The organism is Streptomyces boetiae (genome assembly GCF_031845405.1).
GTDB classification, from domain to species: domain Bacteria; phylum Actinomycetota; class Actinomycetes; order Streptomycetales; family Streptomycetaceae; genus Streptomyces; species Streptomyces boetiae.
Window position 1 is genome coordinate 1 of sequence record NZ_JAVREN010000023.1, and the last position, 14,489, is coordinate 14,489.

The 14,489-nt window shown below is 74.5% G+C and carries 12 protein-coding genes; 4 read left to right on the forward strand and 8 right to left on the reverse strand.

Annotation, left to right across the window (positions count from 1 at the left end; translation table 11 throughout):
• On the reverse strand, positions 1-1,100 hold a 1,100-nt coding region (locus RM780_RS16280; RefSeq protein WP_311631453.1), incomplete at its 3' end, for a cell division protein PerM.
• A gap of 110 nt (positions 1,101-1,210) precedes the next feature.
• Here RM780_RS16280 and RM780_RS16285 point away from each other — a divergent pair.
• Positions 1,211-1,849 carry a sigma factor-like helix-turn-helix DNA-binding protein gene (locus RM780_RS16285; protein ID WP_311631454.1) on the forward strand — a complete coding sequence of 213 codons (639 nt, stop codon included), beginning with the start codon at positions 1,211-1,213 and terminating at the stop codon, positions 1,847-1,849.
• Positions 1,850-1,955: 106 nt separating this feature from the next.
• Here the strand turns inward: RM780_RS16285 and sucD are convergent, their stop codons facing one another.
• The 3 genes from sucD to RM780_RS16300 form a co-directional block, all read right to left on the reverse strand.
• Positions 1,956-2,840, reverse strand: coding sequence for a succinate--CoA ligase subunit alpha (gene sucD, locus RM780_RS16290; protein WP_311631455.1), 885 nt, complete (start codon positions 2,838-2,840; stop codon positions 1,956-1,958).
• Between the two features lie 17 nt (positions 2,841-2,857).
• Positions 2,858-4,033, reverse strand: a complete 1,176-nt coding sequence (sucC, locus tag RM780_RS16295; RefSeq protein WP_311631456.1) for an ADP-forming succinate--CoA ligase subunit beta — start codon at positions 4,031-4,033, stop codon at positions 2,858-2,860.
• 215 nt (positions 4,034-4,248) lie between these two features.
• Positions 4,249-4,650, reverse strand: coding sequence for a cobalamin B12-binding domain-containing protein (locus RM780_RS16300; protein WP_311631457.1), 402 nt, complete (start codon positions 4,648-4,650; stop codon positions 4,249-4,251).
• 314 nt (positions 4,651-4,964) lie between these two features.
• Between RM780_RS16300 and RM780_RS16305 the strand changes: the two genes are divergently transcribed.
• The gene (locus RM780_RS16305) at positions 4,965-6,386 is read left to right on the forward strand and encodes a M23 family metallopeptidase (RefSeq protein WP_311631458.1); all 1,422 of its coding nucleotides are present in this window, start codon (positions 4,965-4,967) and stop codon (positions 6,384-6,386) included.
• Positions 6,387-6,566: 180 nt separating this feature from the next.
• Here the strand turns inward: RM780_RS16305 and RM780_RS16310 are convergent, their stop codons facing one another.
• A complete protein-coding gene (locus tag RM780_RS16310) occupies positions 6,567-7,277 on the reverse strand; it encodes a hypothetical protein (protein WP_311631459.1) in 711 nt (236 codons plus the stop codon).
• A gap of 156 nt (positions 7,278-7,433) precedes the next feature.
• Positions 7,434-9,953 (reverse strand): DNA helicase PcrA, encoded by a 2,520-nt coding sequence (pcrA, locus tag RM780_RS16315; protein ID WP_311631460.1) that lies wholly within the window; start codon positions 9,951-9,953, stop codon positions 7,434-7,436.
• 248 nt (positions 9,954-10,201) lie between these two features.
• Between pcrA and RM780_RS16320 the strand changes: the two genes are divergently transcribed.
• On the forward strand, positions 10,202-11,389 hold the full coding sequence (locus tag RM780_RS16320) for a C40 family peptidase (RefSeq protein ID WP_311631461.1): 1,188 nt from the start codon (positions 10,202-10,204) through the stop codon (positions 11,387-11,389).
• A gap of 16 nt (positions 11,390-11,405) precedes the next feature.
• Here the strand turns inward: RM780_RS16320 and RM780_RS16325 are convergent, their stop codons facing one another.
• Together RM780_RS16325 and RM780_RS16330 are read right to left on the reverse strand one after the other, a co-directional pair.
• Positions 11,406-12,920, reverse strand: coding sequence for a glycosyltransferase 87 family protein (locus tag RM780_RS16325; protein ID WP_311631462.1), 1,515 nt, complete (start codon positions 12,918-12,920; stop codon positions 11,406-11,408).
• 166 nt (positions 12,921-13,086) lie between these two features.
• Positions 13,087-13,437 carry a hypothetical protein gene (locus RM780_RS16330; RefSeq protein WP_311631463.1) on the reverse strand — a complete coding sequence of 117 codons (351 nt, stop codon included), beginning with the start codon at positions 13,435-13,437 and terminating at the stop codon, positions 13,087-13,089.
• Positions 13,438-13,508: 71 nt separating this feature from the next.
• Here RM780_RS16330 and RM780_RS16335 point away from each other — a divergent pair, with 71 nt between their 5' ends.
• Positions 13,509-14,360, forward strand: a complete 852-nt coding sequence (locus RM780_RS16335) for a DsbA family protein (RefSeq protein WP_311631464.1) — start codon at positions 13,509-13,511, stop codon at positions 14,358-14,360.
• Positions 14,361-14,489 lie beyond the last annotated feature (129 nt).

Here is a 14,489-nt window from a genome sequence, read left to right on the forward strand (position 1 = left end):
GTCCCCAGCGGCCCGCCCGCCAGCCCGGCCCGCAGCCCCAGCGCGAGGCCGAGGAGGCAGGCGGCCAGCAGCACGGTGAGCGCGGTCCCGGCCCACCCCGCGGCGGCCCGCTGCCGGGGGACGGGGACGGCCGCCCGGATCGCGCACCGGACGGCCGCCGCCAGCCCGGCGGCGGGCACGACGGCCGCCGCCGCCCAGGCCCACGCGTGCTCCGGCGGGCCCGGAGCGGGCAGCGCCGCGAACAGCGGGAACGGCGGCAGCCCGGGAACGCCCCCGCCGGGCGCGCTCAGGGGCCCCGCCGCGGCCCCCGCCCCGAGCGCGAAGCCGGGTCCGAGGCCGTAACTCACCGCCCACAGCGCCGCGTTGGGCATCAGCGTCAGGGTCAGCAGCAGCACGGCCAGCCGCCCGGTGCCGTCGCCCCCCAGCTCCCCGAAGCTCTCCTGCGCGGCCCGCACCCGCACCAGCAGCGCCCCGGCGGCGAGCAGGGCCCCGGCGACGCAGTACGCGAGGAGCCCGGCCGTCGCCACGCGGACCGCGTCCCGCAGCCGGCGGCGGGTCAGCGCCCGGCGCACCCCGGGCGGCAGGCGCCGGGCCAGGCCCCGGGCCGCGGGCGCCCCGCCCGTCGCCCAGGCCCCGGCCACCGCGACCAGCAGGACGAACGGCGGCACGTGCAGCGCCGCGTGCGCGGGACGCACGGCGATCGGCGCGGAGGCGGTCCACGCGACGGCCGCCGCCACGCCGAGCAGGTAGCCGCCGGCCACCCACAGCGCGCCCCGGGTGCCGCCGGGCGGCCCGGGCTCGGCCCCGGCGACGCGGACGGCGCGCAGCAGCAGGCAGCAGGGCAGCGCGGTCAGCAGCAGCGGGGTCACCCCGACCGGGGCGGGCGGCGCGCCGGGCGGCCCGGGGCGCAGCAGCTCGGCGCCGTGGGCGAGCAGCCACAGGTCGGCGGCCAGCCGCAGCGCGCCGGTGAGGCCGCCGTCGGCGTGGGGCGAGAACGTCCACAGGAGCAGCACGAGCACGGCCAGCGTGCCGAGCCCGAGGACGGCCGCCAGCAGCCCCTCCAGGAGCCGGCGGACGCGGTTTCGCACCAGGAGTCGCACGCGGCCATGCTGCCAAGAACGCCACGGGCGGCGCCGTAACGCCGTTTCCGCCGCTGTGTCGCTCAATATGTCCGTATGTACGTCTTTACACACCGCCGCGGATGCGTGGCGTGACCGACGCGGTCGGGGCGTTCGACGACCTGTACGTCCGCCACGCCGCGCCCCTGACCCGGCAGGCGTTCCTGCTGTGCGGGCACCGGCGCCTGGCCGAGCGTTCGGTGCGGCACGCGTTCGGCCTCGCCTGGCAGCGCTGGCCGGAGGTGGCCGGGGACCGCGACCCGGCCGGGTGGGTGCGCGCGGCCGTCCACGAGTACGCGCTCTCGCCCTGGCACGGCCTGGTGCCGGGCCGCCGCGGCGGCGATCCGCGGGCCGTTCCGCCGGAGGACAGGGTGCTGCTGGAGGCGCTGCTGAGCCTGCCGCGCTGCTATCGGCGCAGCCTGGTGCTGCACGACGGCGTGGGCCTGGGCCTGCCGGAGACGGCGGCCGAGACGGAGTCGAGCACGCGCGCCGCGGCGAGCCGGGTGGAACGCGCCCGCGCGGCGCTGGCAGCGCGCCTGCCGCGCCTGGCCGGGGAGCCGCTGCCCGAGGTGCTGGCCGAGTTCGCCGCCGGCCAGCCGTTCCACCCCCCGCCCGCCCCGGTCGTCCGCCGCTGGGGCCGGCGCACGGCCCACCTGTGGACCCTCGCCGCCGCGGCCCTGACCGTGACGGCCGCGGCGGCCCTGACGGCGGCCGTCCTCGCCCACTCCTGAGGCCGGGCCGCGCCAGCGCGCGAGGGCCCGGAGGCAACACGGCCCGGGTGGCGCACGGAGCGCCACCCGGGCCGGGGTGTCAGCGGGGCGTGTGCCGCCGGGGCGGTCAGGCCGCGAGGAGCTCGCGGGCCAGGCGCGCGGTCTCGGAGGGGGTCTTGCCGACCTTGACGCCGGCGGCCTCCAGGGCCTCCTTCTTGGCCTGCGCCGTGCCGGAGGAGCCGGAGACGATGGCGCCGGCGTGGCCCATCGTCTTGCCCTCGGGCGCGGTGAAGCCGGCCACGTAGCCGACGACCGGCTTGGAGACGTTGGCCTTGATGAAGTCCGCCGCGCGCTCCTCGGCGTCGCCGCCGATCTCGCCGATCATCACGATCAGGTCGGTGTCGGGGTCGGCCTCGAAGGCCGCGAGCGCGTCGATGTGGGTGGTCCCGATGATCGGGTCGCCGCCGATGCCGACGCAGGAGCTGAAGCCGAGGTCGCGCAGCTCGTACATCATCTGGTAGGTCAGCGTGCCGGACTTGGAGACCAGCCCGATGCGGCCCGGCTTGGTGATGTCGGCCGGGATGATGCCGGCGTTCGACTGGCCGGGGGTGATCAGCCCGGGACAGTTCGGGCCGATGATGCGCGTCTTGTTGCTCTTCTTGCCCGCGTAGGACCAGAAGGAGGCGGTGTCGTGGACCGCGATGCCCTCGGTGATCACGACGGCCAGCGGGATCTCGGCGTCGATCGCCTCGATGACCGCGTCCTTGGTGAACTTCTCCGGGACGAAGATCACGGTCACGTCCGCGCCGGTGGCCTCGATGGCCTCCTTGACGCCGCCGAAGACCGGGACCTCGGTGCCGTCGAAGTCGACCTTCTGGCCGGCCTTGCGCGGGTTGACGCCGCCGACGATGTTCGTGCCCGAGGCGAGCATCCGCCGGGTGTGCTTCTGGCCTTCGGAGCCGGTCATGCCCTGGACGATGACCTTGCTGTCCTTGGTGAGGAAGATAGCCATGGTGGTGTGGTTGTCCTTTACTTGGCGGCCAGCTCGGCGGCGCGGTCGGCGGCGCCGTCCATGGTGTCCACCTGCTCGATCAGCGGGTGGTCGGCGTCGGTGAGGATCTTGCGGCCCAGCTCGGCGTTGTTGCCGTCGAGGCGGACGACCAGCGGCTTGGTGACCTGCTCGCCCTTGGACTTCAGCAGCTCCAGGGCCTGCACGATGCCGTTGGCGACCGCGTCGCAGGCGGTGATGCCGCCGAAGACGTTCACGAACACGGACTTCACGTCCGGGTCGCCCAGGATGATCTCCAGGCCGTTGGCCATCACCTCGGCTGAGGCGCCGCCGCCGATGTCGAGGAAGTTGGCGGGCTTGGCGCCGCCGTGGGCCTCGCCGGCGTAGGCGACGACGTCCAGGGTGCTCATCACGAGGCCCGCGCCGTTGCCGATGATGCCGACGGTGCCGCCGTCCAGCTTCACGTAGTTCAGGCCGCGCTCCTTGGCGGCGGCCTCCAGGGGGTTGGCCGCGGCCCGGTCCTCCAGGGCGGCGTGGCCGGGCTGGCGGAACTCGGCGTTCGCGTCCAGCGTGACCTTGCCGTCCAGGGCGATGATCCGGCCGTCGCTGGTCTTCACCAGCGGGTTGACCTCGACCAGGAGGGCGTCCTCGGCCACGAAGACGGTCCACAGCTGCTGGAGCACCTCGGCGACCTGGTCGGCGACCTCGGCGGGGAAGCGCGCGGCCTGCACGATCTCGCGGGCCTTGTCCGCGGTCACGCCGTCCACGGCGTCCACCGGGATCCTGGCCAGGGCGTCGGGGTTGGTGGCGGCGACCTCCTCGATGTCCATGCCGCCCTCGACGGAGGCCATGGCCAGGAAGGTCCGGTTGGTGCGGTCCAGGAGGAAGGAGACGTAGTACTCCTCGGCGATGTCGGCGGTCTGCGCCAGCATCACGCGGTGCACCGTGTGCCCCTTGATGTCCATGCCCAGGATCGCCCCGGCCTTGGCCACCGCGTCCTCGGGGTCGGAGGCGAGCTTCACGCCGCCGGCCTTGCCGCGACCGCCGGTCTTCACCTGAGCCTTGACGACGGCGCGACCGCCGAGCCGCTCGGCCGCCGCGCGGGCGGCCTCGGGGGTGTCGATCACTTCGCCGGCCAGCACCGGTACGCCATGCTTGGCGAAGAGGTCCCTCGCCTGATACTCGAACAGGTCCACGCGCGTCCGTCCCTACAGTCGGTCGTTCTTCGGTCGTGTCTGCGTGGGCGTGCCGCATGGCCGCGCAGCGCTCGGTGCCCGCGGCAAGTCCGGAGTCGAGCGTATCCGCGCCCGCTCAGGCCGCATAAATCGCGGGTCACACCGGAGCGGTGAATCCCGTCACAATGCGCGCCCCCCGCCGGGGGCCTCCGCGACCCCCGACGGCCGCCGGGGCGTTACGCGCGGGCGTGGGCGCGGACCCAGGTGATGATCTCGTCGGTGGGGGCGCCGGGGGTGAAGATCGCGGCCACGCCCGCCGCCTTCAGGGGCGGGATGTCGGACTCGGGGATGATGCCGCCGCCGAAGACCGTGATGTCCGCGGCGTCGCGCTCGCGCAGCAGGTCCAGGACGCGGGCGAAGAGCGTGTTGTGCGCGCCGGAGAGGACGGAGAGGCCGATCGCGTCGGCGTCCTCCTGGATCGCCGTGTCGACGATCTGCTCCGGGGTCTGGTGGAGGCCGGTGTAGATGACCTCCATGCCGGCGTCGCGCAGCGCGCGGGCGATGACCTTCGCTCCCCGGTCGTGGCCGTCGAGGCCGGGCTTGGCGACCACCACACGGATCGGGCCTGACGCACCCATCTGCTGCCTCCCAAGGGCTGCCGGGAAACGGACGATGCCCCCAGCATCGCTCACGCGGGGCGAAGCGGGCACCTTCCGCCGGGCAGATCACACGGCCGCACGCACCGGAATTCGAACGGATATCGAACGCGCCGTGGGGCACTCGTGGGGCCCCTCGCCAAATAGCGGCCTATGGCCCGTTTTACGGACTCACAAAACGTCGAACAGCCCGCTGAAGATTGTCGCCGTCGTGCACCGCCGGGTACAGTCACGGCCGAACTACAGCCGCCGGGTCCCCACCTCGGCTCCTGTTGTCGAGCCGAAGGGCCTTGTCGGTGAGCGAACGTCTCCTGTCGGAAGTCTCCGGGCATTCGGATTATTCCGGCATCGGCTACTACGCCGCACAGGACACGCTCGACCCCCTCGGCCCCGGCTACGGTTCCTCTCTCCCTCTTCCCGAATTCCCCAACGCTTATGCGGAACACGTCGGTTATCCGGGTTATCCGGGTTATCCGCACGCGGAGCAGACCCCGCACGCCTACCACCCCGGCGTTCCCACGCAGGGCTACTGGCCCGGGCAGCAGGAGGGACACGCCGCCGCGCACGGCGACGGCGGCCGGCAGGGGGCGTTCCCCTACGGGGCACCGGCCGAGCCCGGGTACGGGCACGAGGCGGCGTACGGCACGGGCGCGGGCTACGCGCCACAGGAGGCCACGGCCTGGCAGCCGGAGGCGGCCTGGGAGGCCGGGGCGGACCCGGCCTGGCAGGCGGGCCCCGGACAGCCGGCGGCCGACCTCCCCTGGGAGGCGGAGGCCGCCCACGGCCCCGGTCCCGATCCGGACCCCGCCGACCCCTACGGGCCCGCCGCGGACGTTGAACCGGAGGGCGCGCACGAGAGGTTCGGCGTCCAGGAGGGTGTCGAGGACGCCGCGGAGGTGCCCGAGCCGGCGGAGGCGGAGGAGGAGCCCGCCTCCGCGCCCGCCCCCGGGCGCAGGGCCGCGGCCAGGCGCAGCAGGGCGGCCCGGCGGCCCCGCAGGCGCTCGGCCTTCCTGAGCGTGGCGGCCCCCTCCCTCGCGGTGCTCGGCGTCACGGCCGTGGCCGCCGCCGCGACGGTCTCCGACTCGGGGACGGGCCGGGGCCCGGCGAACGAGCCGGCGCCGGTGGCCGCCCCCGACCCGGCCGAGGTCGAGCCCGTGGCCGCCAACGAGCGGTTCGACACCCAGCTGGCCGGGCTCACCCAGGCCGCCGACGACTACGCCGACCGTGCCAGCCGCACCCAGGGCCGGATCGACCTGGCCGAGCAGCAGGAGGCCGAGGCCCGGGCCGCCGCCGCCGAGGCCGCCCGGATCGAGGCGGCCCGGCCCAAGTTCTTCCTCCCCGTCGAGCAGCACGGGATCAGCGCCTACTACGGCCAGTCCGGCATCAACTGGATGTCCAGCCACACAGGCATCGACTTCCCCGTCAGCTACGGCACCTCGGTGCGGGCCGCCACGGACGGCACGGTCACCACCCAGTGGCACCCCAGCTACGGCAACATGCTGATCGTCACCGCCCCCGACGGCACCGAGACCTGGTACACGCACCTGGACAGCACGGTCTACACCTCCGGCTCGGTCCAGGCCGGCACGGTGATCGCCTACTCGGGCAACTCCGGCAACTCCACCGGCCCCCACCTCCACTTCGAGGTCAGGCCCGGCGGCGGCTCCCCCGTCGACCCCCTGACCTGGCTGCGCAGCCACGGTCTTGAGCCCACCTGAGGGCCGAACGCCCGCCCCCGGGACGTGGAAGCGCCCCCGCGCCGCGTGGCGCGGGGGCGTTTCATCCGTGTGTGGTGCCGCGTATCTCCTGGGGGGCGTGCGTGCTGCCCCGTCTCCGCGTCGGCCGGGTCCCCGGCCGGCCGCTCCCCCCGGCCCGGTCCTGCCGGGCCGGGGCGCGGGTCAGTGCTTGGAGGCGCCGACGCGGTAGGCGACGGCGAGCGCCGCGGCCGGGGCGGCGAAGAGGAAGATCCAGTTGAGGACCTCGGCGGTCTCGGACCAGGCGTCCACCATGTCGGCGAAGTCCTCGAAGAAGAAGCCGAAGGCGCCCTTGTCCTCGATCCCGAGCTGCTCGGCGGTCATGCCGCTCTGCTGGGCCGCCATGTCGGCGGCGACCGAGTTGTACTCGGCGGCGATCACCGAGGTGGTGAAGACCTCGCCGAGGAAGATCGAGCCGAACGCCAGCACCGCGCCGACGATGTACAGGCCCCAGTTGCCCTTGGGGGCGAGCCGGCCGATCGGCAGGGCGACCAGCGCGCCGATGATGAAGGCGACGAAGGTGAACTGCGGGTACTCGATGCCCGTGCCGTTCCGGAGCGACTCCTCGACGTCCACGGTGGCGCCCATGGCGTATCCGTAGGCGACGGCCAGGCCGAGCGAGATCAGCAGGGCGAGGATGATGCCCAGAGGGATGTTGTTCTTGCCCTGGGGAGCGGGGGCCGGGGCGGGGTACCCGCCGGGGGCGCCGTAGGGCTGGGGCTGCTGCGGGTAACCGTAGCCCGGCTGCGGCTGCCCGTAGGGGGCGCCCTGCGGCGGCTGCTGCTGTCCGTACGGGTTGGGCTGGCCGTAGCCGCCTGGCTGATTCGGCTGCTGAGGCTGCCAGGGCTGGCTCATGTGTGTTCCCCCTGGGAATCGCGGAGATGGTACGTACTCCGGGGACGCGAGGACGTGGAGTACGAACGTTGCTCCCCGCAGCTAATCGCCCCCGAGGTCTGTACCACAAGCCCTATCCCCGGTCTGTGACATAGCGGCGACACTACAGGGTAATCATTAAAGCTTCTCCACCGGGGCGTAGCGCAGGAGCAGCCGCTTGGGCTTCTCGCCGCCGAAGTCGATAGTCGCCTCGGCCCGGTCGCCCTCGCCGCGCACCGCGACCACGCGGCCCATGCCGAAGCTGTCGTGGGTGACCCGGTCCCCCGGCTCCAGGGCCACCACGGGCCGGTCGCCCAGGCGCCCGGTGGCGAAGCCGCCGGCGCCGCGGCGGGTCCCGCGCGAGCCGACCGCCGCGGCGGAGGCGGGGGTCGGCGCGGCCGGGGACTTAGCGGTGATGCCGGTGCGGCGCCAGTCCACGTACGCGTCGGGGATCTCGTCCAGGAAGCGGGAGGGCGGGTTGTGCTGCGGCTGGCCCCAGGCGCTGCGCAGGGCGGAGCGCGTGACGTAGAGCCGCTGCCGGGCGCGGGTGATGCCGACGTAGGCGAGGCGGCGCTCCTCCTCCAGCTCCTTGGTCTTGCCCAGGGAGCGCATGTGGGGGAAGACGCCGTCCTCCATGCCCGTGAGGAAGACCACGGGGAACTCCAGGCCCTTGGCCGTGTGGAGGGTCATCAGCGTGATCACCCCGCTCCCTTCGCCCCCTTCGCCGCTTCCGTCCTGGTTGTCGTCGGGGATCTCGTCGGAGTCGGCGACCAGCGCGACCTGCTCCAGGAAGTCGGCCAGCGTGCCGGGGTTCTCCGGGCCGCCGCGCTCCTGTTCGAACTCCAGGGCGACGGCCGCCAGCTCCTGGAGGTTCTCCACCCGGGTCTCGTCCTGCGGGTCGCTGGAGGACTGGAGCTCCGCGAGGTACCCGGTCTGCTCCAGGACGGCCTCCAGCACGGTGGCCGGCCCGGCCCCCGACTCCGCGACCGTACGCAGCTCCTCCAGCAGGACGTTGAACCGCTTGACGGCGTTGGCCGAACGCGCGGCCATGCCGTACGCCTCGTCCACCCGCCGCAGGGCCTGTGCGAAGGAGATCCGCTCGCGCAGGGCCAGGGCCTCGATCATCGCCTCGGCGCGCTCGCCGATGCCGCGCTTGGGGACGTTGAGGATGCGGCGCAGCGGCACGGTGTCCTCGGGGTTGGCCAGGACGCGCAGGTAGGCCAGGACGTCGCGGACCTCGCGGCGCTCGTAGAAGCGGACGCCGCCGACGACCTTGTAGGGCAGGCCGACGCGGATGAAGACCTCTTCGAAGACGCGGGACTGGGCGTTGGTGCGGTAGAAGACGGCCACGTCGCCGGGGCGGGCGCTGCCGGCGTCGGAGAGGCGGTCGATCTCGTCCGCGACGAACTGGGCCTCGTCGTGCTCGGTGTCGGCGACGTAGCCGGTGATGCGGGCGCCGGCGCCCTCGTTGGTCCAGAGGTTCTTGGGGCGGCGGTCCTCGTTGCGCGCGATGACGGCGTTGGCGGCGGAGAGGATGGTCTGGGTGGAGCGGTAGTTCTGCTCCAGCAGCAGGGTGGTGGCCTGGGGGTAGTCCTGCTCGAACTGGAGGATGTTGCGGATCGTCGCGCCGCGGAAGGCGTAGATGGACTGGTCGGCGTCGCCCACCACGCACAGCTCGGCCGGGTCCTGCTCGCCGACGAGCTGGCGGATGAGGGTGTACTGGGCGATGTTCGTGTCCTGGTACTCGTCGACCAGCACGTGGCGGAAGCGGCGCCGGTAGTGCTCGGCCACGTCCGGGAAGGCGTCCAGCAGGTGGACGGTGGTCATGATGATGTCGTCGAAGTCCAGGGCGTTGGCCTCGCGCAGCCGCGACTGGTAGAGGACGTACGCCTCGGCCAGCGACTTCTCATAGCCGTCGGTCGCCTGCGCCGCGAAATCCTCGGGGTCGATCAGCTCGTTCTTGAGGTTGGAGACCTTGGCGGAGAAGGACTTGGGCGGGAAGCGCTTGGGGTCCAGGTCGAGGTCGCGGCAGACCAGGGCCATCAGGCGCCGGGCGTCGGCGGCGTCGTAGATGGAGAAGCTGGAGGTGAAGCCCAGCAGCTTGCTCTCGCGGCGCAGGATGCGCACGCAGGCGCTGTGGAACGTCATCACCCACATCGCGTTCGCGCGCGGGCCGACCAGCTCGGTGACGCGTTCCTTCATCTCGCCGGCGGCCTTGTTGGTGAAGGTGATCGCGAGGATCTGCCCCGGGTGGACGGAGCGGGCGGCCAGCAGGTGCGCGATGCGGTGGGTGAGGACGCGGGTCTTGCCCGAGCCGGCGCCGGCGACGATGAGCAGGGGCGATCCGCTGTGGGTGACGGCGGCGCGCTGCTCCTCGTTCAGCCCGGCCAGCAGGGCGGCGGGGTCGATGACGGGCTTGCGGGCGCCGTTGCGGTAAAAGGCGTCCTCGTCGGCGGCCTTGGGCTCGGCGAAGGTGCCGGCGAACAGGTCGTCGGGGGCCTCTTCGTCGGGCGGGCCCTCGGGGGCGGGGGCATCGTAGGGCTCGCCGCCGTGGGCCGGGCCGTCGTAGGGCTCGCCGGAGTCCTCGCCCGAGCCCGGGGGCGGGTCCTGGAGGGGGCCGAAGCCCGCCAGCGCGTTGTCGTCGAAGAGGCCGCTCATCGTGGGTCCGAGTCTAGGACGCCCGGCGGCGGGGCGCGGGCGGGGCCGCGAGGGCCTTCCGGGATGCCCGTTTGGGCCGGGGTTGTACGGCAGTTGGTCACGAAATGGTTTCGGTCGGATCGCGCATTGGCCTTCCCAAAGCGGGCCGGGGGTGGCTAGCGTGCTGCGGCAGGCGGCCCCGGCGCCCCACGGGTACCAGCGGCACCGCGTGGGCCGCGCACGGGAAGGCGAAGCGAAGGGACACGGCAGTGGGCACCCACCGCAAACCGCGCACCGGCATTCTCGAACGCCCCGGCATGCGCCGGGGCGCTGTCGGCGTGGGCGCCGCGGCGCTGCTGTCGGCCACCCTGCTGACGCAGGCGGCGTACGCCGACGACGAGGACACGCCCTCCATAGAGGAGCAGCGCGAGCGCGCGGGGGACGCGCGGGAGCGCGCGGCCGAGGTGCGCGAGCAGGTGGACGCGCTCTACCGCGAGGCCGGCACCGCGACGCAGCACTTCAACGCCGCCCAGGAGGCCACCGAGGAGCAGCAGGCGGTCGCGGAGGAGCGGATGGACGAGGCCACGCGCGCGGCCGAGGAGCTGAACGAGGCCCGCCGCACGCTCGGCACCTACGCCGCGGCCCAGTACCGGGCGGGCGCCGGGGGCCTGTCGGAGACGGCGGCCCTGCTGCTGGCCCCCGACCCGCAGAGCCTGTTCGCGACCAGCCACGCGCTGGACCGGCTGACCGAGACGCAGCGGCAGGCCGTCGCGGAGTTCACCGAGCGGCAGGAGGAGACCGAGGCGGAGCGCGGCGAGGCCGCGGACGCCCTGGCCGAGCTGGAGCGGCGCGAGGCCGAGCTGCGGGAGCAGCAGGAGGCGGTGCAGAGCCGGCTGGCCGAGGCCCGCGTGCTGATGGAGGAGCTGTCCGCCGAGGAGGAGGCGGAGTTCGAGGAGCTGGAGCGCCTGGAGCGCGAGGAGGCGGAGCGGGCCGCCGAGGAGGCGCGCCGGGCGGCCGAGGAGCGCGCGCGGCAGCAGCAGGAGGCCGCCGAGGCGGCGGGCGGCGGGGCGGGGGACGTGGCCCCGCCCGCGGGCGGCGGGTCCGCCACGGGCCTGGCGGCGGAGGCGATCGCGTTCGCCGAGGCCCAGCTCGGCAAGCCGTACGTGTGGGGCGGGACGGGCCCCAACTCCTACGACTGCTCCGGGCTGACGCAGGCCGCCTGGCGGGCGGCGGGCGTGGAGATCCCGCGCGTCACCTGGGACCAGGTGAACTTCGGCGCCGCCGTCCCGCTGGACCAGCTCCAGCCCGGGGACCTCGTCTTCTTCTACTCGGACATCAGCCACGTCGGGATGTACGTGGGCGACGGGATCATGATCCACGCGCCGAGGCCGGGCGCCGTGATCCGGTACGAGGCCATCGACGTCATGCCGATCCACAGCGCCCGGCGCCCGGGCTGAGTCCGGCTGCTCCCGGTCAGCTCCGCGTTCCCGCGCCGGTGAGGGACCGCCGTGCCTGGCGTGGCACGCGGGCGCGGGCCGCCGTGACGGGCGGCGGGGGGTGGCGCAGCCAGGCGCGGGCCGTGACCGTGGCGGCCAGGGCCAGGAAGAGCAGGCCGGCCGCCGGGTAGATCGCGGAGAGCGCCATCTGGCCGGCGTTCTGGTGCAGTTCCGGGCGGCTGCCGTCGTGCGGGACGAACCACAGCGCGAAGGAGCAGAACACCACCGTCGCGCCGACGGCGGCGGCCACCCAGCGACCCGCGTCGGCGGGGGCGTTCGCGACGGCGACGGGGCGGGCGTTCGCGACGGCGCGTGCACCGGCGTTCGCGACGGCGCGCGTGGGGGCGTTCGCCCCGGGGCGCGCGTCCCGGCGCGCGAGGGCCTCGGCGGACAGCAGCATCACCAGCGGGACGGCCCAGACCCAGTGGTGGGACCAGGACACGGGGCTGATCAGCAGCGCGGTGACGCCGCAGGTGACCGCGGCCCAGGCGTGGGCGTGCGGGAGGCGGCGGCCCGCGAGCAGGGCGGCGGCGGCCACGGCGAGCCCGGCCGCGGCGACGAGCAGGGCCGGGGGCGCCCACCACAGACCGGGGTCGCCGGTGTGCAGGGCGCGGGCCAGGACGCCGCGCAGGGACTGGTTGGCGGTGGACTCGCCGTCCCCGGCGCGGTCGCGCTCGAAGACCACCTCGGTCCAGAACCGCCGGGAGGCGCGCGGCGCGGCCAGCGCGGCGAGCAGCACGGAGCCGGCGAACGCCGCGGCGGCCACGGCGGCGCGGCGCAGGTGGTCGTTCCACGCGGGCAGGCCGCGGCGCAGGCGGCGGACGGCCACCGCGGCGCCGACCAGGGCCAGGAAGACGGCGAAGAGGGCCGGGGTGAGCTTGATCCCGGCGGCGATGCCGGTGCCGGCGCCGGCCCAGCGGTGGCCGGGGCGGCGGGTGAGGTCCCACAGGACGAGAACGGCCAGCAGCAGGTTGATCTGGCCGTAGCGCAGGGTGGTCCACACCGGCTCGCACCAGACGGCGAGTGCCGCGACGGCCAGGCTCGCGGCGAGCAGCGGGGCGCGGCGGGGGCGGCGGCCGATGAGGCGCAGCGAGAGGTGGACGAGGGCGATGACCAGCAGGAGGTTCCCGGCCGTGACCAGGGCGCGGGCGGCCTCGATGCCGGGCCAGGTGAGGGGGATGAACAGCAGGGCCGCGAAGGGCGGGTAGGTCGCCGGGAGCTCGTAGCGGCCCACGCGCAGGTCGTAAAGGTCGCGGCCGGTGCGCACCGCCCAGCCCTCGGCGCGGTAGACGTCGAGGTCGATGAGGGTCACGCCGGCGGCGCGCTGGGCGATCCAGAACGCGGCGAAGGAGACCAGGCAGGCCAGTGCGCTCGCGGCGAGCGCGCGCCGGGGGGTGGAGGTGGCGGAGGCCGCCAGGGTGGCGAGGGGCGTGCGGGCCGGGCGTGCGGCCGGGGACGGGCGCGGGGGCGCGTGCGAAGGGTGGCGGCTCATGACCGCAAACCTATGATCGGTCCGCCCCGGGGAAACACCCCGGGGGCGGGGGGCGCCACCGGGCCGCCGGGAACTCTTCCGCCGCCGTTCAGACCGCGTGCGGCGGCCGTTCTCCGTGGGGGGAGGTGGCGGCGGCTGGGGGCACCTCCCAGCGGTAGCCGGGGGACTACCAGACGGTGGCGAGGAAGATGTTCGCGGTGGTGAGGAGGCCGACCGTGCCGAACACGGGGGCGGGGACGCGCTCGTCGTCGCGGCGCAGGTAGACCAGCAGCAGAATGACCACGAGCACGGCGGTCTTCACGGCGATCTTGGGGTTGTTGACCTCCTGGTCGTCGGCCTGGTTGAGCCCGACGAGGGCGAGGCCGGTGACGAGCATGGTGAGCGCGCCGTGCAGCATGGCCGGGCTCATCCGGGCGTTTCCGGCGCTCATCGCCTTGGTCTGGGTCAGGAACCCGCCCAGCAGGGCGCCGATGCCCACGATGTGGAGCGCGAGGACGATGTCGGTCAGCACGGCCATGACCGGAGCCTATCCCCGCCCCCGGCCGCCCCCGCCGCCGCCCTCGGAACGGCCGCCCTAGGCTGGGCGCCATGCCCGTCGCACGGACCAGGAAGCCGAAGAAGGCGCAGAAGGCGCAGAAGGCGCGGAGGAGCCGGAAGGCTCAGGGGACGCAGCGCGCGCGGAACGACTCCGGCGGGGGCGGCCGGGGCCGCGGCCCGCGCCCCGGGCGGGGCCCGGGCGAGAGCGGCGGGCGCCGCCGGCTGGCGGCGGCGCTGCTGGCGGGCGTTCTCGTGTGCGTTCTCGCACTGGGGGCGCTGGCTGTGCTGCGCCCGGGCGACGACGGGGAGGGCGGGGGCGGGGTGCGGACGCTGCCGGAGGGGCACCCGGCGCTGGAGCTGGCCCGGCGGGACGCGGAGGACCCGCTGGCACTGGGCCCGGCGGACGCGCCGGTGGTGATGATCGAGTACGTGGACTTCCAGGACGCCTTCGCGGGGATCCACGCCCGGGAGACGTGGGACGACCTGGTCGGGGAGTACGTGGAGACGGGGGTGCTGCGGATCGAGTTCCGCAACTACCCCATCTTCGGGCCGGAGTCGGACGCCGCCGCCCGCGCGTCCTGGGCGGCGGGGCGGCAGAACTGCTTCTGGGCCTTCTACCGGGCCGCGCTGGGCGAGGAGTTCCACCGGGACTCGGGGCGCTTCTCGGAGGAGGGGGTGCGGGAGCTGGCCGAGGAGGCGGGGGTGCCGGACCTGGAGCGGTTCGTCGCGGACATGGAGTCCGAGGAGGCGGGGGAGGCGGTGGCGCGGGACGCCGAGGAGGCGTACGGGCTGGGGATCACCAGTACGCCGTCGTTCCTCGTCAACGGGCATCCGCTCCAGGGCGCGCGCCCGTTCGCCGAGTTCCAGGAGCTGATCGACCCCTTGTACGAGGCGTCGCAGTAGCGCACGGACCGCGCAGGAGCGGTCACCCGGCGCGATCCCGTCGACGGGCAAATGGTCAACTCCCGTCAGTATCCGATGCTTTGAGACCAATACCGGTCGGACGGCGCGGACCGGTCCCGCGCCGGGGCT

Excerpts from the sequence above, each read along its gene's own strand:
- sucD (WP_311631455.1), bottom strand. The coding sequence starts at position 2,840 with ATGGCTATCTTCCTCACCAAGGACAGCAAGGTCATCGTCCAGGGCATG.
- RM780_RS16300 (WP_311631457.1), bottom strand. The coding sequence starts at position 4,650 with ATGGGTGCGTCAGGCCCGATCCGTGTGGTGGTCGCCAAGCCCGGCCTC.
- RM780_RS16310 (WP_311631459.1), bottom strand. The coding sequence starts at position 7,277 with ATGAGCCAGCCCTGGCAGCCTCAGCAGCCGAATCAGCCAGGCGGCTAC.
- pcrA (WP_311631460.1), bottom strand. The coding sequence starts at position 9,953 with ATGAGCGGCCTCTTCGACGACAACGCGCTGGCGGGCTTCGGCCCCCTC.
- RM780_RS16325 (WP_311631462.1), bottom strand. The coding sequence starts at position 12,920 with ATGAGCCGCCACCCTTCGCACGCGCCCCCGCGCCCGTCCCCGGCCGCA.
- RM780_RS16330 (WP_311631463.1), bottom strand. The coding sequence starts at position 13,437 with ATGGCCGTGCTGACCGACATCGTCCTCGCGCTCCACATCGTGGGCATC.
- RM780_RS16335 (WP_311631464.1), top strand. The coding sequence starts at position 13,509 with ATGCCCGTCGCACGGACCAGGAAGCCGAAGAAGGCGCAGAAGGCGCAG.